The sequence below is a fragment of the Hafnia paralvei ATCC 29927 genome, from assembly GCF_001655005.1.
Lineage (GTDB): Bacteria > Pseudomonadota > Gammaproteobacteria > Enterobacterales > Enterobacteriaceae > Hafnia > Hafnia paralvei.
Window position 1 is genome coordinate 165,333 of the sequence record NZ_LXET01000013.1, and the last position, 22,171, is coordinate 187,503.

The window sequence follows — 22,171 nt, forward strand, 5'->3', positions numbered from 1 at the left end:
CTTGTTTGCTGCTTTGACGCAACTCCAACTATTTTGGGCATAGAATGAATGCGTGGTTTTTTATTTGTCTTAATTATCGCGCTCAATGATAAAACTGGCTAAGGATTTTAACGCCAGAGTGTCAATGCTGTGGTGTTGCTCAAGCTCTTCAAGTACCTGTATTGCATCTTGATACAGATCTAGAGCTTTATTTTGGGCTTGTTTTAGACCGAGCAGAGCAGGGTAGGTGCTCTTTTCTAGCTCTTGATCTGAACCTTGCGGTTTGCCCGTTTTTTCACTGTCGCCGATAACGTCTAGGATATCGTCTTGAACTTGAAATGCGAGACCAATCGCCGCTGCGTAGCGGTCTAACAGAGGTAGCGCAGCGCGGCCAGTATCACCCGCAGCCAGAGCGCCCATACGGATCGCGCAGCGGATCAGTGCGCCGGTTTTATGGTTGTGAATTCGCTCAAGCGACTGTAAGTCTACGTGTTTGCCTTCGGCTTCCAAATCTAGCGCTTGGCCGCCGCACATCCCCGCAACGCCACTGGCTTGAGCTAATTCACTCAGCATTGCTAGTCGATCGCTGACCGCGACGTCGGGCATTGGGCTGTCGGCTAGAATGGAAAAGGCGAGCGTTTGTAATGCGTCACCGGCTAAAATAGCATGTGCCTCGCCAAATTTGATGTGGCTAGTGGGCTGACCCCGACGCAGATTGTCATCGTCCATGGCGGGCAAATCGTCGTGCATCAGGGAATAAGCATGAATACATTCAACGGCCGCAGCAGGTGCATCCAGATTATCTAATGATAGACCAAACATCTCTCCGGTGGCATACACCAGATAAGGACGTAGGCGTTTGCCACCGAGCAAAGCACCGTAGCGCATAGCGGCAACGAGTTGTCCATCAGCAAAGGGCAGAGGCTCTATATACTGAATAAGCGCTGCATCGGCGCGCTGATGATAGGTTTTGAGTAACTGTTCAAAAACAACCATGTTTAACTTTTATCCACACTGACGTGATCCGTGTTAAAAGGGGATAAAGGGGCATCCTTATCGTCATTAAGTAGGATCTGCACGCGTTGTTCTGCCTGTTGCAACGTTTGCTGACCAAGGCGAGCTAGCTGCACGCCACGCTCGAATTCATTCAGCGCGTCTTCTAATGGCAGCTCGCCAGATTCTAAATGAGTAACAATCTGTTCCAGTTCGCTCAGTGCCTGCTCAAAGCTGGGCGCCGCGGGTGCTTTTTTTGCCATAGTATTCTTTTCTTTTATATGTTCTGTAATCAACAGTGATTCAGCGATGGAGTTCCAGAATTTTTCGCCACGTTACCGGACTCTGCAGGACTTGGCAAATTACGGATTTTCAACTCATGAGATGAGGTTCAGTGCGCCAGCTTACAACTTAGTGCTATACTGCGCGCCTTGTACATTACGTCCTCAATTTAGGGTACGTAGTGTAAGCCCTTTTAACGTAAATCACGACGAAATAGCCACGGCCGCCATGAAGTTTATCATTAAATTATTCCCAGAAATCACCATCAAAAGCCAATCAGTGCGTTTGCGCTTTATCAAGATCCTAACAGGGAACATTCGCAACGTTCTGAAAAAGCAGATTGATGAAGTGGCTATCGTACGCCATTGGGATCATATCGAAGTTCGTGCTAAAGATGAAAGCCGTACCGAGCAGGTACGTGATGCTTTAACGCGAATCCCGGGGATCCATCACATTTTAGAAGTTGATGATTGCCCATACACCGATATGCACAACATCTTCGAGCAAACGCTCGAAATGTACCGTGACAAGCTGGAGGGGAAAACCTTCTGCGTCCGAGTTAAGCGTCGTGGTAAGCATGAATTTACCTCTATCGAAGTCGAACGTTATGTCGGTGGCGGGTTAAATCAGCATATTGAAAGCGCCAAAGTTAAGTTATCTCATCCTCAAGTTACCGTACATTTGGAGATCGAAGACGATCGCCTGCTGTTGATTAAAGGGCGCTATGAAGGCTTGGGCGGTTATCCTATCGGCACGCAGGAAGATGTTCTGTCGCTCATTTCCGGTGGTTTTGACTCGGGTGTTTCTAGCTATATGCTGATGCGCCGTGGGTGCCGTGTGCATTACTGCTTCTTTAATTTGGGTGGTTCCGCTCATGAAATCGGTGTGAAACAGGTTGCTCATTATCTGTGGAATCGCTTTGGTAGCTCTCATCGCGTGCGTTTTGTCGCTATTGATTTCGCTCCCGTTGTTGGTGAGATTCTTGAGAAAGTGGATGATGGCCAAATGGGTGTTATCCTCAAGCGAATGATGATGCGAGCAGCGTCCAAAGTGGCTGAGCGCTATGGTGTTCAGGCACTGGTTACCGGTGAAGCACTGGGACAGGTCTCTAGCCAGACACTGACTAACCTGCGTCTGATTGACGGCGTTACTGACACACTGATTCTGCGTCCGCTGATTTCTCATGATAAAGAACATATCATTGATATGGCTAGGGAAATTGGTACTGAAGACTTTGCGAAAACCATGCCTGAGTTCTGCGGTGTGATTTCGAAAAGCCCAACCGTAAAAGCAGTGAAGTCTAAGATTGAAGCCGAAGAGGAAAACTTTGATTTTGACATCCTCGAACGCGTGGTCGCTGAAGCGCAAAACATGGATATCCGTGAAATTGCTGAGCAGACTAGCGAACAGGTAATTGAAGTTGAAACCGTTGAGGCTTTAACCGGTGATGAAGTGGTGTTGGATATCCGTTCGAATGACGAACAGGAAGATAAGCCGCTTAAAATTGAAGGGTTAGAAGTCAAAAGCTTACCATTCTACAAACTCGCTACCCAATTTGGCGATCTCGATCAGAGCCGAAGCTATGTGTTGTACTGCGACAGAGGTGTGATGAGCCGCTTGCAGGCGCTGTATCTTAAAGAGCAGGGCTATAACAATGTGAAGGTGTATCGACCATAGGAACCATATGGAAATGAGGTCTGAGCCTAAAAGGATTACGGGCAAAAGTATTATCAGTCTGGCTATTGTGGTGTGCTTGTTGCTGCTCTTCATGCAGCCGCGAGCAAGCCTAGCATGGCAACCGCAGCCCGGTGATATTATATTCCAAACGTCGCCATCGTCGCAGAGTTTGGCGATTCATAAGGCCACACATTCCATATGGAGTCATGTTGGAATTGTCTTATTGAAGAATAATCATCCCATGGTTTTTGAAGCGTCGGGCGACGTGAGATACACCCCTTTGCAGAAATGGATCGATCACGGGGTGGGAAAATCTTATGTGGCTAAACGCCTAAAACAGCCCCTGTCGACTGCGCAGGTGCAGGCGTTAAATCAGCAGGCAGGTTATTTTATCGGTAAGCCATATGACATCTTGTTTGGTTGGTCAGACACAGATATTTATTGTTCTGAACTGGTTTGGAAGATGTATTTCCGCGCGGCTGGATTGAAAATTGGAACCGTGCAGAGGATAGAGGATTTTGATCTCTCTTCCCCTGCAGTGAAGAAAATTATCAAGGCTCGTTATGGCGATAAATTACCGCTCAATGAGCAGGTTATTTCTCCGGTGGCGATGTTTGATTCACCGTTACTGGAAACCGTGGCGTCGGTAGGATACTGAGCCTATTCGTTGTATGCCCAAATCCCCGATGCAGGAACTAACTGAGCTGCCACTTCGGCAGCTTTTTCTTTGCCTAGCAGCACATCAATAATTTTTAACGCAAAATCGATACTAGTACCGGGGCCTTGGCTGGTGAGTAAATTGACGCGCTCATCGTAATAGGCGCGTTTATCGATCCATTGATTCTCTGGGATTTTATCTTTCAGAGTCGGAAAACAGGTCATATTGCCGACGCTGAACAGTTTATGGTGCGCTAGTACCAGTGCCGGAGCGGCACAGATGGCGGCAACCAATTTGCCTTCCAAGTGCATTTGGCGCACTTTCTCCACTACCAGTTCACTGTCTCGGAAACACTCCGCGCCTTTAATTCCGCCCGGTAAAACAATAACGTCATAAGACTCATCGGCGACCTGCACTAACGGTTTATCTGCGAGCAGTTTGACTCCGCGCGAACAGGTTATCATCAGATCGCCATTTCCCGCGGCGCTTGCGGTGGTAACTTTAATGCCGGCACGAACCAGCAGATCGATAGTGGTCACTGCTTCGGTTTCTTCGCTACCAGGAGCCAGACACACCAGAGCCGATGCGCTCATAGGTTTGTTCCTTTCGTTTAATAGTTTCAAATACATGGCTATTTTCGGTGAGACTAATACCATGCTTACGCGCCATTTTCAGCAAATAGCCCGTAATATAATCAATTTCGGTATGACGCTGTGCCAGAACATCTTGGTACATTGATGAATAATTGTCGGCGGTCATACATATGACATTGGTGACGTAGTGCAGCAAGCTGTCTGACGAGGTACTGTATCCTTCGGCTTCCATCACGTAGGCGATCTCTTTGACGAGGGCTACGACATGCGGCATATATTTTTGCAGGTCACCGTTACGGCAGTTGTAGATCACTGTCAGCGGATTGATTACACAGTTGACGGCTAACTTTTTCCAGATGGCGGGCATAATGTTGTCGTGCCACGCCACATCGGGAAGTGCATGATGCAGAACCTCTGCAATATTGCTTTGACCAATGGCCGCAGAGTTAGTTGGGCCAATATGTGTGGCGCCTGCTGCGACATGGATAATGGTATTACCATCATGTCTCGCTGCGTGAGTGGTTACTCCTTGGAAAAGGGGCTGCTCAACATAGGGGAGCTCGTCTTGGCTTCCCATCCCGTTATGTAGCAAGATGATGCGACAGTATGGGGAGATTTTAGGCAAAAGGGGCGCTAGAGCATTGTATACCTGCCACGCTTTGAGCGTGACCAGCAGAATTTGACTCTCTGCCAAATGCATGGGGTCGTTAGCCGCAAGATTTTTATTATATGACTTTCCATCCAGTTGGATAATGTTCACAGGGCAATAGGGCTGCGGTACGCGTAGCCAACCCTGAACATCATGCCCATCCTGTTCCAATGCTGATAGCCATAGCTGCCCTAGCGCTCCGCAACCAAGAACTGTTATTTTCATTTGGCCTCCTTCCCGATACATCGGGCAATTTGCGCGCAAAGCAGAAATATTCAATCTTATCAGTATAAACTTTTATGACGCAGATCGCAGTGGGAAGCATCTGTTATGGTGTAAGGACTGCGGCTAGAGTTGCATCGACGTAGGAAGCCGCTATTATGCTCGGCATTCAACCGAGAGGAGATTTAGCATGCCTTCATTCGATATCGTTTCAGAAATTGATATTCAAGAAGTCCGTAACGCCGTAGAGAACGCTTCACGTGAGCTGGGAACCCGTTGGGATTTTCGCAACGTCGAAGCCAGCTTTGAGCTGATTGAAAAAAACGAAAGCATTAAGATTTCCAGTGTTTCAGATTTTCAGGTGAATCAGCTGGTCGATATTATGCGTGAAAAACTGGCGAAGCGTGGCATCGACGGTGCAGCGCTGGAAGTTCCAGAGCAAATCGAACACAGCGGGAAAACTTACAGTATCGAAGCCAAGCTGAAAAAAGGTATTGATACTACGATGGCGAAGAAAGTTATCAAGCTTATCAAAGACAGCAAGCTGAAAGTGCAAACCCAGATTCAGGGCGAGCAGGTGCGCGTTACAGGTAAATCACGTGATGACCTACAAGGTGTAATGGCATTAATCCGTGGCGCCGATCTGGGGCAACCATTCCAGTTTAATAATTTCAGAGATTAATACGGTTTTCACGGGAGAGGGGGCTGCACGCGCCCCCTTCAAACCTTGTGCTTGTTATCCGAGACGCCATTCCCGCTCCGGTTTGGTATCGCCCATCCAGGGCGCCCCAAACTCCGCCGATACATCCCTGTATCGGCGGCTCTCCCTACCAAGACTTAAACAATTAAAAAGACACAAAAAAAACAATATTGCTGTGTTTTTTTCGTGTTGAATGAAATGCGTGATAGAACCGCCATCAGGGAAGATGGCGGTAGGTTGAGGGCGTACAGGATGTGCGCTCCGAGACCGGTCGGCCAAACGACGCGGTAAAAAGTGCGAGAGTCGAGAGGTTGCGCGCAGGCAACCTTTCGTCGGACGCCTACGCCAGTGGCATCATGGAGAAACTAATGCTAACGGGCGGACGAAAACCTTCACCGTTCTAGTATAGAAATAATCTGGTTGGAAGGCGGCGATTGAGCCGCCTTGCTCGGACGCCTGCACCCTGTACATTCTGGTTTCGGTGTATTAGGCGCACGAAATTGCCCATAAAAAATTACAAACACCTAATGCTGCCCCGCCACAAACAACTCTATCTCTCCACGGCTTGTGATCTTAGAGTCAATTTTCACATACGCTGTTTGTTCTTCAGGGATCAGCACCACGTCAGCTACGCCGTGATGTTGCTTAATCGCCTGTTCTAGCTGTGGTGTGGCCGGAATTCCTGCTGGAATAACAATGCGAAGGCTGCTGACATAAGGCGGTTCTTGCATCGTGAGGCTAACGGCAAGCCAAATAACCGCAAGTACTGCGCAGCCGGTAAAAACGGTAGCGGCACCGTCGTGCGCATACAAGAAACCGCCGAGACTTCCGCCGATAGCTACACCAATGAATTGGCTGGTGGAATAGATCCCCATCGCGGTACCTTTGTAGCCAACGGGTGATTCTTTGCTGATAAGCGAAGGCAGAAGCGCTTCCATTACGTTGAAAGCAATAAAAAAGACCTGTACGCCAAAAATAATGCCCCATAGGTGCAAACCGGCGTACCAGAGAATGACTTCAGCTGCGAGCATTAAAATAACGCATACCTGAAACACCTGTTTCATACGACGCTGTTTTTCTGCGTAAATAATGAAGGGAACGACGCAGGCGAATGCGATCAGCATGGTCACCAAATAGACTTTCCATTGGTTGTCACGCGCCAGCCCTGCCTGTTCCATCAGCGGAGGAAGAGCAACAAAGCTGGACATCAACAAGATATGCACACACATAATGCCGAAGTTGAGTTTGAGCAAACGACTGTTAGCCAATACTTTGCTAAAACTGCCTTTCACCATGCTGGATTCGCGATTCAGTACGTGATGATGAGGAGTCGGAATAAAGAGTAGTGTAATAACCACGCCGCCGAGCGCCAGCAAGGCAATCATCCAGAATAGGCCGGAGAGACCAATAGCATGGGTAATAATTGGGCCAGCAACCATGGCGATTGCAAACGTAATGCCGAAGCTCACGCCAATAAAAGCCATCGCTTTGGTTCGGTTTTGTTCACGAGTCAGGTCTGATAACAGCGCCATAACGGCGGCGGCGATGGCACCAGAACCTTGCAGCGCTCGGCCAAGTATCACGCCCCAAATGGAATCTGTCATGGCAGCGATGGCACTGCCCAAAGCAAAGATCAGTAGACCGCCAACGATTAAGGGTTTACGCCCAATGCGATCTGAAAACAGGCCAAAAGGGATTTGGAAAACGGCTTGAGTCAGTCCATAAATACCGATTGCGATTCCAATTAACGTTTCTGACGCGCCAGCCAGTGACATGCCATAGGTCGTCAGCACCGGCAAAACCATAAACATACCAAGCATGCGCAGTGAGAATACCGTTCCTAGACCCCAGGTGGCTTTCCGTTCCTCTGGTGTCATCTGAAAATCATTCATTACAACCTCAGTTTCTTTTTATGCGACAACAACTCAGCATTTGTGCTGTGTTGAAATAATTATTGGCTATTCGTGGCTTTCTGATGAGCACTGCTCTAGAGGCAGTTGATGGAAAGCCTTCCCGAGGCATAAACCTTTCCTGCATATTTGAAGCAGATTCTGTGACCCTATAAAAGGTATGGAGCGCGGCTTCAGTTATTTAGGACATACGTATTTGTAGCCGAGCTAGATTACTTGACCTTGTCCATTTTGAACAGACTAGGAGGCGGATAGGGGAGAGGGAAAAATAAAGCCGGATATAAAATCCGGCTTTTCAACGCTTTTGCACAATGCTTTTGCACAATCTGAGTGCTGAGTGATTGATGCAGCGATATTAGCGCAGCATTGTTAGCAGGCTCTCTGTTGCGGGTGACTGGAAGTCAACCGACATCATCACGCTTAGGCAGGTGATGGTAACGATAGAGAACACAAACAGTTTGCGTGCCCATACGCGATCGTCCACCGCTTTTTTGTAGCCAGAGAGTGCCATGCCTAACCACCACACGCTCACCGCCGCAGCAACCACCAGATATTTATAACCAGCATAGCCACCCAATGACAGCATCAGAGTGGCAACCATAAACGCAACGATATAGAGCGTTATATGGTTTTTAGCGACTGAGATGCCTTTTACCACGGGTAGCACTGGAATATTGGCGGCCTGATAATCCTTGAAGCGGAAGATGGCAATCGCGTAGGAGTGCGGCATCTGCCAAAGGCTGAAGATGGCCAACAGGATTAGCGCGCCAGCATCGAACTCATTGCTGACAGCACAATAGCCGATAACCGGAGGTGCCGCGCCAGACAGACTACCAATCAGCGTGCCATAAACGGAATGGCGCTTCATATACAGGCTGTAAACGCCAACGTAGACGATGAAGCCAATCACTGCTAACAGAGCGGCTAACGGATTAGCCGCGACATATAACAGTGCAACACCGGCAAGGCCCAACAGCGTAGCGTAGGTCAATGTCACTTTAGGCGCGATTAATCCCTTCACCAAAACACGGTTTTTGGTTCGCTCCATGACTTTATCAATGTCTCGGTCAATGTAGTTGTTGAATACACATCCCGAGGCGACAACCAGCGACACGCCTACCATGGTCGCGATAAATAGAGGAACATCTAAGCTCCCCTTCGAGGCCAGGAGAAATCCACCGATAACCGAAATCAGGTTACCGAAGATAATGCCCGGTTTTGTTACTTGCAGGTATTGCTTCATCATCACAGGCAGCTCTTTAGTGGACCATCATATTGATGTTGAGGTTGTACATAATCCAAAGTGAGCCAACGACAACAATCGCGATAATCAAGGCAGTAAATGCCAGGGCTATCAGGTTCCAGCGTTCTTCAGATGACGTGTTCATGTGCAGGAAATACACCAGATGAACAAAAATCTGAATCACGGCCATCGCAACCACAGTAATCAAAATCGTTTGGTGCGAAGCGGTACCTTCCATCACCATCCAGAACGGAATGACCGTTAGGATGACAGATAGAATAAAGCCAATCATGTAAGACTTTGCGCTGCCGTGGCTAGCACCGTTGTTGTCTGTTGAATGGTGACCCGTTGTAGGTGAGTGACTCATTACATTGCCCCCATCAGATAAACTACGGTGAATACGCAGATCCACACCACGTCTAAGAAGTGCCAGAACAGGCTCAGACACATCAGGCGAGTGCGGTTACGCGCGGTCAGACCTTTTTTGCCGACTTGAATCATCATCACAATAATCCAGATCAGGCCGCTAGTGACGTGAATACCGTGCGTGCCAACCAAGGTAAAGAAGGCAGACAGGAATGCACTTTTATCAGGACCAAAACCTTCGGCAATCAGGTGATGGAATTCGTAGATCTCCATCGCGATAAAGCCTGCGCCGAACAGGAAGGTCAGACCTAGCCAAGTGTTTACGCTAGCAACTTTACCTTTGTTCATCGCCAGCATGGCGAAACCGTAAGTGATGCTGCTGAACAACAGCAGGAAGGTTTCAACCAGTACAAACGGCAGTTCGAAGATATCTTTGCCGGATGGACCGTCAGCGGTACCGTTTACCAAGACTGCATAGGTTGCGAACAAGCTCGCAAACAAAATACAGTCGCTCATCAGGTAGACCCAGAAACCGAAGACCTTAGTGTCGCCGGCGTCGTGGTGCCCATGCTCTGCATGGGCCTCCTGACCGTGAGTATGATGTAAAGTATCAGTTGTCATATTTCACGCCTGCTTTGCTAATTTGTTCAAAGTGTTGATTTTCAATACGTTCAATTTCAGGAACTTGAACGTAGTAATCAACATCATCGTTGAAGCTGTGCACGATCCAAGTTGCAATCATGCCCAGGAAGCAGACGATCGCCAGCCACCAGATGTCCCAAATCATGGCGAAACCAAATACCAAGCTGAAGCCTGCAATGATGACGCCCGCGCCAGTGTTACGTGGCATATGAATTGGTGCATATTTCTCTGGTTTCTTGTAAGCGATACCTTCTTCTTTCAGCTCCCAGAATGCATCACGCGAGTGAACCTGTGGTTCGATAGCGAAGTTGTAGAACGGTGGTGGAGAAGACGTTGACCACTCCAGCGTACGGCCGCCCCATGGATCGCCTGTCAGGTCGCGGTTCTGATCGCGGTCGCGAATCGACACGAAGATCTGAATCAGCTGGCACGTGATACCACATGCAATCAGCGCAGCGCCGCCCGCAGCAACCATCAGCAGTGGATGGAAGGCTGGGTCAATTTGCTGGCTCAGACGACGGGTCATCCCCATGAAGCCCAAACCGTACAGCGGCATAAAGGCTACGAAGAAACCGATGATCCAGAACCAGAATGCGCGTTTACCCCAAGTTTCGTTCAGCGTGAAACCAAATGCTTTCGGGAACCAATAAGTCATACCCGCGAAGCAACCGAATACCACACCACCGATGATGACGTTATGGAAATGTGCAATCAGGAACAGGCTGTTATGCAGTACGAAGTTAGCACCTGGAACTGCTAACAGAACGCCCGTCATACCACCTACGGTGAAGGTGATGATGAAGCCGATAGTCCACAGCATCGCAGAGTTAAATACGATACGGCCTTGGTACATGGTGAACAGCCAGTTAAAGATTTTTACCCCAGTTGGAATCGAGATAATCATCGTGGCTATACCGAAGAACGCATTCACGTTTGCGCCGCTGCCCATGGTGAAGAAGTGGTGCAGCCAAACGATGAACGACAGAATGGTAATACACACGGTCGCCCATACAAGCGAAGTGTAACCAAACAGCCGCTTCTTACAGAAGGTAGCCACGACCTCGGAGAATACCCCGAAGACAGGCAGAACCAAGATGTACACTTCCGGATGGCCCCAGGCCCAAATCAGGTTGATGTACATCATCATGTTGCCGCCCATATCGTTGGTAAAGAAATGGGTGCCGAGATAACGGTCTGCCGTCAGCAACGCGACGGTAACGGTTAAAATCGGGAAGGCAGCAATAATCAGAACGTTGGTACACAGAGCGGTCCAAGTGAAGACCGGCATCTTCATCAATGACATGCCAGGAGCACGCATTTTGATGATGGTGGCGAAGAAGTTAACCCCCGTCAGCAAGGTACCCAAACCGGATATCTGTAGACTCCATATCCAGTAATCTACCCCCACGCCGGGACTGTACTCCTTGCCCGACAGCGGTGGATATGCCAACCAACCGGTCTGAGCAAACTCACCGACCCCAAGAGACAGGTTGATCAGTACCACACCGACAACGGTGAACCAGAAGCTCAGGTTGTTCAGGAATGGGAAGGCAACGTCGCGAGCACCGATTTGTAGTGGTACCACTACGTTCATCAAGCCAACGACAAACGGCATCGCGACGAAGAAGATCATGATGACGCCGTGGGCGGTAAAGATCTGGTCGTAGTGGTGCGGTGGTAGGAATCCGGCTTCTCCCGCTGAGGCGAGCGCCTGCTGGCTACGCATCATGATTGCATCGGCAAAGCCGCGCAGCAACATGACGAAAGCCACGATGATGTACATGATACCTAGACGTTTATGGTCAACCGAGGTCAGCCATTCCGTCCATAAATACTTCCATTTTCCAAAATAGGTAATCAGGGCGAGAAGCGCCAGACCACCTAAGATAATGCCGGCAACCGTAACCATAACAATGGGTTCATGGTACGGGACGGCGTCGAGTGTTAATTTTCCAAACATCTGTTATTCCTCGGCTCCTGCGTGAGCGTGCTCACCCATGTCCATATCCATATGCTCGTCTTTCTTCATGTCCATCTTCTTGCTGCCCATGAATTTGTTGATCACATCGACAAACAATTCAGGATTAGCGCTAGAGAAGTATTCAACCGGATGGTATTCGCTTGGCTTCGCTAATGCTTCGAACTCAGCCATCGTGGTCAGTTGGTTTGGCGCTTTTTTAACTTCAGCAACCCACTGATCAAAGGCGGCGTTATCCGGCGTCGCAATGGCGGTGAACTTCATACCAGAGAAACCTGGACCGCTGTAACTGCTGGAGATCCCGTTGTATTTACCCGGCTCGTTGGCAATCAGATGCAGTTGGGTCTGCATGCCTGCCATCGCGTAAATCTGTCCGCCTAAACGAGGAATGAAGAAGGAATTCATTACCGAGTTTGAGGTGATACGGAAATTAACAGGAGTATTCGCTGGGAAAGCCAGTTCGTTAACGGTCGCGATACCCAGATCCGGATAAACGAACAACCATTTCCAGTCGAGGGAAATAACATCGACACGGATAGGTTTGACGTCTGAAACCAGTGGTTTATACGGGTCTAGTTCGTGAGTCGTTTTCCACGTTAGCGTTGCGAGGATAGCGATAATGATAATTGGCACTGTCCAAACGACAGCTTCAATTTTATTAGAGTGAGACCAGTTGGGAGTGTATTTGGCATCCGTATTCGACGCGCGGAATTTACGCGTAAATACAATTGTCATTACGATTACTGGAATCACCACGATTAACATCAGCCCAAGGGCAGTCAGTATCAGGGATCTCTGCTCTAGACCTATTTGTCCTTTAGGATCCAGAAGCGCCATATCACAACCGCTCAGCAAGGCTGAGGCTGCGATTAAAGATAATATCCCAAAGCTTTTATTTAATTTACTGAGTCTCATCTAACGACCTCAATCGAAGGCTCTCTGTCGTCCCAAATGTAGGGGCATTTTACGGTAAGGTTGCAGATCTGTAAACATTCTTAAGGGACTGTCATCCTATTGTTTAAAAAGTCCAGATTATTTGTTTTAAATGTCGCATTTCATGGTGCATTTTAAGGTGAATGTAGCTATTAAATCAGTAGGTTATTTTCACTTTGTTGTAACAAAGTAAATGTAACAAAAAATGATTTCACATCCTTGAAAATCACTTTTTGTCACTTTTAGCGTAGTCCTTAATGGGGCGTTAGCTCATGAATTGCCAGCTTAAAATAGGAAAATGTGACACAGATCGTAGGGATATGTAACGCGTTACATTTGGAGTGATAGAAAGCGATATAAAGCACAAAACGTGAAAGAATTTCCGTATTGTTAAAAATATGTTTTTATTTTTTCGCTGCAAAAAAATAAATTTGAACGAGAGTTGAGCGGTTATTTTTGAAGGGAAGATGAAAAAAACAGCAATAAAAAACTATTCAAATTGTTATTAAAATGGCAATGACGCGAAATAAAAAAAGCATCGACTAAAAAACAGCCGATGCTTTCTTAATTATTTCTCAATAAATTTTGCGCATAAATTAATTTAACGGCGCAATCAAATAATCTGTTGATGATGACGTTGGCTTCTATAATCCAACGTTGCACCCAGTAAAATGCCAAACAGGCTGAGCAGTAAACCGATATCCAATAACCACAGCATCACTGACCCCGCATCTAGGCTTAGTACGCTTTCTACTAATAGTCCGATTAGCCATAGCGCGATCAGCACACAGCCAATCAGAAGCGACTGAGATGCGACTTTATAGGCACGTGCAAACCGAGTTCGTCGGGAGAACTCACCGGTAGTTTGCGTGTATTCCAACGTTTTGCGGCAGGCTGCGAGCAATAAAAGCCCCGGAACAGCAGCAATGATGGAGAATAGATAGAACAACGGCCAGCCATGCAGTTCAACAAACCAGCCCGCAACAGGTCCTACATAGACACGACCGACGGCGGATAGGGCTGAAAGCAACGCAAATTGAGTGGCTGAGAAGGATTTATTACACAGCGTCATTAACAGTGCGACAAACGCTGCGGTTCCCATCCCCCCACAGAGGTTCTCGAGGAAAATGGCGCTTCCCATGGTGAGCAGATTTTTATCGGTCACGGCGAGCAGCCAGTAACCGAAGTTGGATACGCCCTGCAAAATACCAAACAGCATCAATGCGCGAAACAATGATAAACGCTGCATCAGCACGCCACCAAACAATGCGCCAACGATGGTGGCAAATAGGCCAAGCGTTTTATTGACGAGACCAACTTCACCCGGATCAAAACCGACGCCACGGATCAGGAAGGTGGTGCTTAGGCTGCCTGCAAAGGCATCACCCATTTTATACATCACGATAAGCAGCAGGATCAGCCAGGCATTATTGCGGCCAAAGAAATCTTTGAGCGGTTCAATAACGGCCTGCTCAAGCGTGCGTGGTGCGGGGGCAGAAACTTGTGGCTCGGGAGCGCATAGGGTGGCGACGATCCCGATCAGCATCAAACCTGCCATCAGCCAATAGGTGCCTTGCCAGCCTAAATAGCGATCGGCCAGCCAGAGTGCGAGTCCACCAGAAACCAGCATCGCAAGGCGATAACCTAGAACAGAAACGGCGGCGCCGGTTCCGCGCTCTTCAGCGCTGAGCAGATCGGTTTTATAGGCATCAAAGACAATATCTTGCGAGGCTGAGCAAAACGCGACAATAACGGCTAATCCGGCCAGCCACCATAGATGCTGGATCGGGTTGAGTAGCCCCATGGCAAAAATAGTGATGAGTAAAAATACCTGGGTGACCAACAGCCAGCCGCGGCGGCGGCCGAGAAACGATGGCGTATAACGATCCATCATAGGTGACCAAAGGAACTTAAAGACGTATGCCTGACCTACCAAAGAGAAGAACCCGATAGTTTTAAGATCGACGTTGGCAACGGTCATCCAAGCCTGAAGCGTACCTGAGGTAAGAGCTAAAGGAAGGCCAGAGGCAAAACCCAGTAAAAGTAATATGACGGTATTGCGATGAGCAAAAATAGCTAAATTTGAATTAGGCATTCAATTGATTCCCATGCTCTGCCCAGAAGGGCAGAGCGGGGTGAAAACGATGGGGGTAATTAACGGGCGTTCGCTTTAATGAAGTCGCTGATGCTGGTGTCTTGAGCCATGTTTGCCACAATATCCGTCATCGCGTTGTTAACCGCATTGGTGATTTTACTGTTAGATGCAGTAAATGCACCCTGTTCGTTGTAAACGGAGCGGTAGTTCTTCACCTGCTTATTGCCGTTTTTCGCTTGAGCGATAATAGAGATATCGGCATTCGTAGTGATGTTGTAACGCAGATTGCCTTCTTTAACGTCTGCATACAGCTGGTTTACAACAATCTGTAAATCAACAGCGCCGCTTGGCCCAACCATATAACCACGTTTAGTCATCTGGTTTTCCAACACTTCTTGTAACAGGAAACGTAGGTCGCGGGACGGGGTCAGCGTAACTAACTCACCGTCGCGATTGACTTTCGCCAGTGCTTTGTCCTGACGAACATCGGCGCCGTTAATGCTGATGGTAATACCTTGCAGGGTTGGGTCCTGCTGCGGCAGTGCCATCTTCGGATTAACGTCTAGTGTATTGGTGCTGGTTGCGCATCCGGCCAAGGCGAAAACGGCAAGGAGCGGGAAAAACAGTTTTGTGATCATTTTCATCGAGTTAATAACCATTTTTTCGTGAGAAGACGCCGTGTTCGACTTTGGTACTGGCGAAGCTACGGACTTGATGGACAGAATTTTCACCATCATAACATTGGCGTTGAGATGTTGAAGCCCTGAAAAACGATTTTATTGCATACAGGAAAGCTCGCAATCTCCGAAGTAAGGAGGATGTCAGAATCCTCGTTCATTCATTTAAGCGTCATTGGAGGATTGCTGATAAAGATCTTTGCGTTTCCAATTCACATCAGCAACGGAGTTTCCGATGTAAAACTGGCTTTGCAACAGTAGGTTAAATGCAGTCCGAACAGGACGAGTTAGCCGACTTTGCAAAACATACACAGACTCTCGACCCAATTCTCTACAGGGTAAATAAACGGAAGTAATATCGAGAGAGTTAGTTTTTTTTATTCCAATATTAAAATCTAGACTCATGACCGATACGTCATCTGGGACCTGAATACCGTGCTGTTCGAAAACATCAATCACAGCCTGAGCAATGGTGTTGCTTCCGCACAGGATGGCAGAGGGCAACGCCTCGCGAGCGCGATTTTGCAGGTATTTTTCAAACGAGAGTTTAGCTTCTTCAGCCTCGTACCCCTTATTCACCAGCAGATGCTCTGACTCTTCAAAAAACACATGATGATCTAAACAGGCTCTTTTAAAGCCGTCGAGGCGTAGCAGCATGGTATCGCGGCGTAGGTCTGTAAACAGTAAAACTGGACGATGGCCTTTTTGAAATAAATAAGTCGCAGCGCTGTAACTCGAAGAATAGTGGTCTGGCGAAATACTGTCTAAACGCATTTCTTTATCTTTAGCATTTATCGTAATAGCCAGTTTATTGGATTCCGAGGCGAGCTTGTATAACATTGCGTCATCAATTCCAATTATTATTATTGCATCAATATCATCATTGTTGATTAGTTTTATAAATGATGAAATATCAGCCCCATTGACCTCCAAGCTGCATTTACTGAGTCGGATGTCGTAATGTTCGATTTCAGAGAGGATGCTTTGAATGATCTCATAATAATAACGATCGCCATGAGGCGTGAATGCTTTGGCTGGGGCACACACTAATATGGAATTCATTAATAACCGTCCAGCGGGTATGTTGTGCAAAATACCCAGTAATTTCGCGTGAGTAAATACCTTCTCTTTTGCCTGAGGGCTGACGTTTGATTTACCCGATAATACGCGAGACACAGTGCTGGTCGACAGTTGGGTAAGCTCTGCTAACTGCTTGATTTTTAATTTGCCAGTCATTTTTGTGATCGACTCCATGTATGAGTGATGAGATTATTTGCGTGGCTAGCCAATTGTATATTTTGAAGTTTTATTTCTGCCGTACTGACTAAATCTACATGCTGCAATTTGTCCCATAAATAACAGTTGTGTGAAAAAGAAGCCATTACTATTCTCTCAAAAATAAAATTCAAATGAAGAACTTGATAACAAGATACAATTATTTTTTCCCGACTCCGTTATTCAGAGATAGCTAAGCGTTACGGTGTCAACTCTGACTTAATAATGGGGAATGTTTATGAGAAACACATTAATTGTATGAATGGAAACGGGGTTTGTTCTATCAATGATAACGAGGTAATAGAATGCAGAAAATCGCGATTATTGGTACCGGCGGTATTTCTCGTGCTCATATACAAGGGTACTTAAAATTTTCTGACCGTTGCCAAATTGTAGCGCTGGTTGACATTTACCCTGAAAAGGCAGAAGAGAAAAAACGCCAATATAGGCTGAACGACGCTAAAGTTTACAGCAGCCATAGCGATATTCTAAGCGATAAGAATATTGATGTTTTTGATATTTGTACGCCGCCATATGTCCATGCAGAGATTGCTATTGATGCTCTTAATGCAGGTAAACATGTGCTTTGTGAAAAACCGATGGCCGCTTCATTACAAGAGTGCGATGCCGTTATTGCTGCCGCCAAGTCCAGTGGTAAGACGCTTTCTATTATTGCGCAAAATCGCTTTACCGATGCTTTCTGGCGCTTAAAAGCGGTCATTGATTCAGGTGTGGCAGGAAAGATCTGTCATGCGCAGGTGGATTCATTTTGGTGGCGTGGGCGCTCTTATTATGATCTATGGTGGCGTGGAACCTGGGAAAAAGAGGCCGGCGGGTGCACCCTTAATCATGCCGTGCACCACGTTGATGCCATTCAGTGGATGCTAGGGTATCCCTCTGAGGTGGTATCGATGATCACCAATGCGGCGCATGAGAACGCTGAAGTTGAAGATCTTTCCGCCGCAATTTTTAGATATGACTCTGGCGCATTAACCCAGCTTACCGCATCGGTTGTCCATCATGGTGAAGATCAGAAAATAGTCATTCAAGGTGAGAAGGCTAGAATTTCAGCTCCGTGGGATAAGTACGCCAGTATTTCTGGCTCGAATGGGTTTCCAATTGAAGAACGCGATACGGAGTGTGAAGAGCAGTTGGATGAGCTTTATCGTTCCGTGCCAAAGCTGGCCCACACCTTACATGCTGGTCAGATAGATAATTTCCTGCATGCTCTAGAAACCGGCACGACCCCGTTAGTGGATGGTGTGCAGGGCAAACGCTCGTTGGAACTTATCACTGCTATCTATAAGTCTGCTATCACGCGTGCCTATGTCAGCCTACCTATTGGTGCCGATGATCCTTATTACCAAACCGGTGGTTTGATATCTCTCGCACCTCATTTTCATGAAAAATCTGCTTCGGTAGAAAACTTTAGTGATGAGGGGGAGATCCCTCTGGGCAAAGATATGGACAAAGACATGAGCAGCGAGGTTTCGGCATGAAAAACAAAGATGGTATGAACTATGCGCCGGTTGGAAAGCCTCAGCCGGTCGTGCAACCGGGTGAGTTTATTTTCGCCGCTGCGGCGCTCGATCACGGGCATATCTATGGCATGTGTAATGGCCTGATTGAAGCTGGAGCGACCTTGAAATGGGTTTACGATCCCGATCCAGAAAAGGTTAAAAAGTTTGTTAGCCAATACCCACAGGCTCAAGTCGCTGATTCCATTGCAAGTTTATTGGCCGACGAACAGGTTAAACTGGTTGCGGGGGCAGGGATTCCAGCCGAACGCTGTGCGCTTGGCTTGCAGGTTATGGATGCTGGGAAAGACTATTTTACTGACAAAGCGCCATTGATTAGCCTTGAGCAGCTGGCTGCGGCTCAACAGAAGGTAGAGCAAACTGGGCGTAAATATGCCGTGTATTACAGCGAGCGTTTGCACGTTGAAAGCGCTGTCTTTGCTGGACAGTTAGTGCAACAAGGCGCAATTGGTCGCGTAGTACAAACGCTAGGAATGGGACCACATCGTGAAGGTGAAGGGCGACCCGATTGGTTCTATGATAGAAAGCAGTTTGGCGGAATATTATGTGATATTGGCAGCCATCAAATAGAACAGTTTCTTTTTTATACCGCCAACGACAATGCCTGTGTTATCGCCGCTCAGGCAAAAAACTTCAACCATCCACAACATCCAAATTTTGAAGATTTTGGCGACGCCATGCTAGTGGGCAGCAATGGTGCAACGGGCTATTTCCGCTGTGATTGGTTTACGCCAGAGGGACTCTCCACTTGGGGGGATGGTCGCCTAACGTTGCTAGGAACTGAGGGCTACATCGAAATTCGCAAATACGTCGACATCACACATCAGGAACAGGATGTGGTGTATTTGGTCAATAACGCGGGAGAGTTCCGCTATCCCGTCGCCGGTCAGGTCGGCTTCCCTTATTTTGGCCAATTAATTCTTGATTGCCTCAACCGCACTGAAAACTCTATGACTCAGGCTCATGCGTTTAAAGCGGCTGAGCTATGCGTACGGGCGCAAATGTGGGCAAATCAGAATCAATTGACTTAAGTTGGAGGCGTTATGCAAAGGATCAACGCGGCAATTGTGGGATGTGGTTCTATTCATGCTCGACATGTAGAGGGGATAAAACATCACCCTGAGGGACATTTGCACACTATCGTTGAGCTCGATCAAGCTAAAGGTGAAGCGTTGGCATCCCGCTATGGCAGTCGCTATGTTCATGACTACTTGGACATGTTGTGTGATGAAGAGATTGACGTGGTGCATATTTGCACTCCACATCATTCGCATCGAGAAATTATTATTGCGGCCTTAGCCGCTGGCAAACATGTATTCACAGAAAAACCGTTAGCGCTAAACGTGAGTGAAATCCAACAAATCAAACAGTCTGCCTTAGCATCCAAGGTTTTGCTGGGCATCTGCTACCAGAATAGGCTGAACCCGACGAGTCAGAAGATCAAATCCATGCTTGAACAGCAGGCGCTTGGCAAAATGATAGGTATGCGAGCAATGCTAACGTGGGCGCGTTCTGAGGAGTATTACTCACAAAGTGAATGGCGTGGGCGATTTGCTCGCGAAGGAGGAAGCCTGTTAATTAATCAGGCCATTCATACGCTGGATCTGATGCAGTGGTTCGGTGACGGTGTTCAGGCGATTAAGGGCGTCGTCGATAGCACTTTTCTCGCACAGGCAACGGAAGCTGAAGATACCGCAACCGCGAATATGATGTTAGGTAATGGTGCCCGAGGACTATTTTATGCCACTAATTGTTACAGCACGGATTCACCGCTACTTTTGGAAATTCAGTGTGAAAAGGGAATATTACAACTGCACCAAAATAGTCTGTGGCTAATAGTTGAAGGAAGGAGTACTCAGCTCGTTAGTGATGAGATAACTATCGGGATGGAAAAAAGTTATTGGGGCAGCAGCCACAATAAAGCAATTTCATCTTTTTACCGTGCAATAAGTGAAAATATCCACTCTGGTTACGTTGATATTAATCAGGCCGAAATATCATTACGGATGGTTGATGCTATATACCAGTCGTCGTTGTTACGCCGTTGGATAACAGTCGCTGAATAAAATAGCTAAATTTTAAAACTTATTAACCTTTGAAATAATTGCGTGGGGATTACTCCGTGCAGAACCGCTATTTTTTATACCACAACATGCAGGGTCTATATAATGAAACCAACGGAACGTCGAGTCGGTTATGGTACTGCAATAGGATATGGTGTCACGGATTTATTCGGTGGTGGTGCATTTGCCGTTATAGGGACATGGCTACTATTCTTTTATACAACTTACTGCGGACTGACAGTATTAGAAGCTGGGTCAATCTTTGCTATAGCACGAGTCATTGATGCACTATTAAGCCCAATAATGGGATATGTTACCGATAATTTTGGTAATACATGGTTAGGTAAACGATTTGGTCGCCGACGTTTTTTCTTATTAATTAGTTCACCTCTGATGTTTCTGTATGCTCTAATTTGGATATCAGATATGAATTATTGGTACTACCTTGGTACTTATTTGTCGATTGAACTGCTTTCGGCAATGGTTCTGGTCCCATGGGAAACCCTCTCTTCAGAAATGACCAATCGTTTCAGCGAGCGGACTCGTTTGTCTGGTGTGCGTATGATGTGTTCACAGTTAGGAGGGCTGTTAGCTGTTTCTGTACCGGGTGTCATTATGCACTTTACCGGTAAAGATAATCCGATGACGTATACTTATACGGGGATGTTTTTCGCTGTCGTATTTTGCGTGGCTGTTTTTATTACTTGGATGTGTACATGGGAAGCTAAAGATGTATGCGATAGTGATGAGCCTGAATACGAATCGGCACATGGTCCGGGAAACCTTTGGCATCATATGAAAGGTTTAGTCTTGGATCTCCTCTCTTCTTTCAAAATTCGCATTTTCCGCCAGCATATTGCTATTTATATCTCCTCATTTACAGCGTTAGATGTCTTTGGTGCGGTGTTTACCTATTATGTGGTTTATAGCTTAAAACAGGATGTTGCTGTTGTTTCTGGATTTTTAACCGTAGCCGCCTTTGTTTCTGTTCCTGGAACCTTTGGCTTTATGATGTTGCTCGAAAAATTTAATATGACTCCGAGTGGCGCTTTACGTTTATCCTATGGCTGTATTTTTGGTGTTCTGTGTTTTCTTTTTTATATTTATATGACTGAAACACAGGTCTCGGTGTGGCTGTTCTCGGGTGTGTTTATTATTTTTGGCGTGGCTCGTGCAGGGTTGTATTATATTCCTTGGAATATTTATAGTTTTATTCCTGATGTCGACGAAATTATCACTAAAAAACGTCGTGAAGGTATTTTTGCGGGTGTGATGGTCTTAACCCGAAAAAGTACTGTCGCACTTGCCATTATGTTGATTGGTATTGTGTTGCAGGAAAGTGGATTTGTAAAAGGCAGCGGTGTGCAGCCGATTAGCGCAGTTCATGCCATTGTCGGTTTAATGATTTTTGGTACCGGAGCACTGCTGGCCATTAGTTTTTATATCACATACCGATTTAAGCTCACCCGTGATACTCACAAGATACTGATTAAAGAAGTCGCCCGTCTCAAGCTGGGCGGACGTTTGGACGATTGCGATCCCCGTTCGCGTCAAGTGATTAAAGATCTCACGGGCTATGAGTATGACAAAGTGTGGGGTGGGATGGATAAGGTGTGCGATAAAGATCCCCTATCATCCGTTTCGTACCGCAACGATCCCTCTTAAGCGTGTAAGTCATGAAATGTCCAGATTAGGTTA

General features: G+C 47.0%; 20 protein-coding genes. 7 read left to right on the forward strand and 13 right to left on the reverse strand.

The features are described 5' to 3' along the window. Positions 1 to 69: 69 nt before the first annotated feature. Positions 70 to 975 carry a (2E,6E)-farnesyl diphosphate synthase gene (gene ispA, locus M988_RS05140; protein WP_039188484.1) on the reverse strand — a complete coding sequence of 302 codons (906 nt, stop codon included), beginning with the start codon at positions 973 to 975 and terminating at the stop codon, positions 70 to 72. Positions 976 to 977: 2 nt separating this feature from the next. Then, positions 978 to 1,235 carry an exodeoxyribonuclease VII small subunit gene (gene xseB, locus M988_RS05145; RefSeq protein WP_008814283.1) on the reverse strand — a complete coding sequence of 86 codons (258 nt, stop codon included), beginning with the start codon at positions 1,233 to 1,235 and terminating at the stop codon, positions 978 to 980. A gap of 247 nt (positions 1,236 to 1,482) precedes the next feature. Here xseB and thiI point away from each other — a divergent pair, with 247 nt between their 5' ends. Beyond that, positions 1,483 to 2,931: a tRNA uracil 4-sulfurtransferase ThiI gene (thiI, locus tag M988_RS05150; RefSeq protein ID WP_004096669.1), complete on the forward strand. Its 1,449-nt coding sequence runs from the start codon at positions 1,483 to 1,485 to the stop codon at positions 2,929 to 2,931. Positions 2,932 to 2,938: 7 nt separating this feature from the next. After that, on the forward strand, positions 2,939 to 3,589 hold the full coding sequence (locus M988_RS05155) for a YiiX family permuted papain-like enzyme (protein ID WP_082919411.1): 651 nt from the start codon (positions 2,939 to 2,941) through the stop codon (positions 3,587 to 3,589). 2 nt (positions 3,590 to 3,591) lie between these two features. Here the strand turns inward: M988_RS05155 and yajL are convergent, their stop codons facing one another. Then, positions 3,592 to 4,182, reverse strand: a complete 591-nt coding sequence (gene yajL, locus M988_RS05160) for a protein deglycase YajL (RefSeq protein WP_064573150.1) — start codon at positions 4,180 to 4,182, stop codon at positions 3,592 to 3,594. Next, complete coding sequence (panE, locus tag M988_RS05165) at positions 4,145 to 5,056, reverse strand: 2-dehydropantoate 2-reductase (protein WP_008814280.1); 912 nt, start codon at positions 5,054 to 5,056, stop codon at positions 4,145 to 4,147. The genes yajL and panE overlap by 38 nt, the downstream gene beginning before the upstream one ends. Before the next feature lie 187 nt (positions 5,057 to 5,243). On the opposite strand from panE, the gene M988_RS05170 reads away from it, so the two are divergent. Further along, positions 5,244 to 5,735, forward strand: a complete 492-nt coding sequence (locus M988_RS05170; RefSeq protein ID WP_004096658.1) for a YajQ family cyclic di-GMP-binding protein — start codon at positions 5,244 to 5,246, stop codon at positions 5,733 to 5,735. Between the two features lie 542 nt (positions 5,736 to 6,277). Here M988_RS05170 and M988_RS05175 read toward each other — a convergent pair. From M988_RS05175 to M988_RS05215, 9 genes are all read right to left on the reverse strand, one after another. Beyond that, positions 6,278 to 7,645, reverse strand: coding sequence for an MFS transporter (locus M988_RS05175; RefSeq protein WP_008814279.1), 1,368 nt, complete (start codon positions 7,643 to 7,645; stop codon positions 6,278 to 6,280). A 373-nt stretch (positions 7,646 to 8,018) separates the two neighbouring features. Beyond that, positions 8,019 to 8,909 (reverse strand): heme o synthase, encoded by an 891-nt coding sequence (gene cyoE / locus M988_RS05180; RefSeq protein WP_004091685.1) that lies wholly within the window; start codon positions 8,907 to 8,909, stop codon positions 8,019 to 8,021. Between the two features lie 13 nt (positions 8,910 to 8,922). After that, the gene (locus M988_RS05185; RefSeq protein WP_004091690.1) at positions 8,923 to 9,273 is read right to left on the reverse strand and encodes a cytochrome o ubiquinol oxidase subunit IV; all 351 of its coding nucleotides are present in this window, start codon (positions 9,271 to 9,273) and stop codon (positions 8,923 to 8,925) included. Continuing rightward, positions 9,273 to 9,893 carry a cytochrome o ubiquinol oxidase subunit III gene (locus M988_RS05190; RefSeq protein ID WP_004091692.1) on the reverse strand — a complete coding sequence of 207 codons (621 nt, stop codon included), beginning with the start codon at positions 9,891 to 9,893 and terminating at the stop codon, positions 9,273 to 9,275. Before M988_RS05190 ends, M988_RS05185 begins: the two co-directional genes overlap by 1 nt. Further along, positions 9,883 to 11,874 carry a cytochrome o ubiquinol oxidase subunit I gene (gene cyoB / locus M988_RS05195; RefSeq protein WP_064573154.1) on the reverse strand — a complete coding sequence of 664 codons (1,992 nt, stop codon included), beginning with the start codon at positions 11,872 to 11,874 and terminating at the stop codon, positions 9,883 to 9,885. The genes M988_RS05190 and cyoB overlap by 11 nt, the downstream gene beginning before the upstream one ends. Positions 11,875 to 11,877: 3 nt before the next feature. Then, on the reverse strand, positions 11,878 to 12,807 hold the full coding sequence (gene cyoA / locus M988_RS05200) for a cytochrome o ubiquinol oxidase subunit II (protein ID WP_064573155.1): 930 nt from the start codon (positions 12,805 to 12,807) through the stop codon (positions 11,878 to 11,880). Positions 12,808 to 13,438: 631 nt separating this feature from the next. Next, on the reverse strand, positions 13,439 to 14,920 hold the full coding sequence (gene ampG / locus M988_RS05205; RefSeq protein ID WP_008814276.1) for a muropeptide MFS transporter AmpG: 1,482 nt from the start codon (positions 14,918 to 14,920) through the stop codon (positions 13,439 to 13,441). A gap of 59 nt (positions 14,921 to 14,979) precedes the next feature. Beyond that, complete coding sequence (locus tag M988_RS05210; protein ID WP_039188620.1) at positions 14,980 to 15,558, reverse strand: lipoprotein; 579 nt, start codon at positions 15,556 to 15,558, stop codon at positions 14,980 to 14,982. A 204-nt stretch (positions 15,559 to 15,762) separates the two neighbouring features. Beyond that, a complete protein-coding gene (locus tag M988_RS05215; protein ID WP_064573156.1) occupies positions 15,763 to 16,833 on the reverse strand; it encodes a LacI family DNA-binding transcriptional regulator in 1,071 nt (356 codons plus the stop codon). 344 nt (positions 16,834 to 17,177) lie between these two features. Between M988_RS05215 and M988_RS05220 the strand changes: the two genes are divergently transcribed. The 4 genes from M988_RS05220 to M988_RS05235 all read left to right on the forward strand — a co-directional run bounded on the left by M988_RS05220 (position 17,178) and on the right by M988_RS05235 (position 22,138). Next, entirely contained in the window at positions 17,178 to 18,371 is a 1,194-nt protein-coding gene (locus M988_RS05220; protein WP_064573162.1) for a Gfo/Idh/MocA family protein, read from the forward strand. Beyond that, positions 18,368 to 19,441 carry a Gfo/Idh/MocA family protein gene (locus tag M988_RS05225; RefSeq protein WP_064573164.1) on the forward strand — a complete coding sequence of 358 codons (1,074 nt, stop codon included), beginning with the start codon at positions 18,368 to 18,370 and terminating at the stop codon, positions 19,439 to 19,441. Before M988_RS05220 ends, M988_RS05225 begins: the two co-directional genes overlap by 4 nt. Before the next feature lie 12 nt (positions 19,442 to 19,453). Then, entirely contained in the window at positions 19,454 to 20,476 is a 1,023-nt protein-coding gene (locus M988_RS05230; RefSeq protein ID WP_064573166.1) for a Gfo/Idh/MocA family protein, read from the forward strand. 102 nt (positions 20,477 to 20,578) lie between these two features. Further along, the gene (locus M988_RS05235) at positions 20,579 to 22,138 is read left to right on the forward strand and encodes an MFS transporter (protein WP_008814270.1); all 1,560 of its coding nucleotides are present in this window, start codon (positions 20,579 to 20,581) and stop codon (positions 22,136 to 22,138) included. Positions 22,139 to 22,171: the final 33 nt, after the last annotated feature.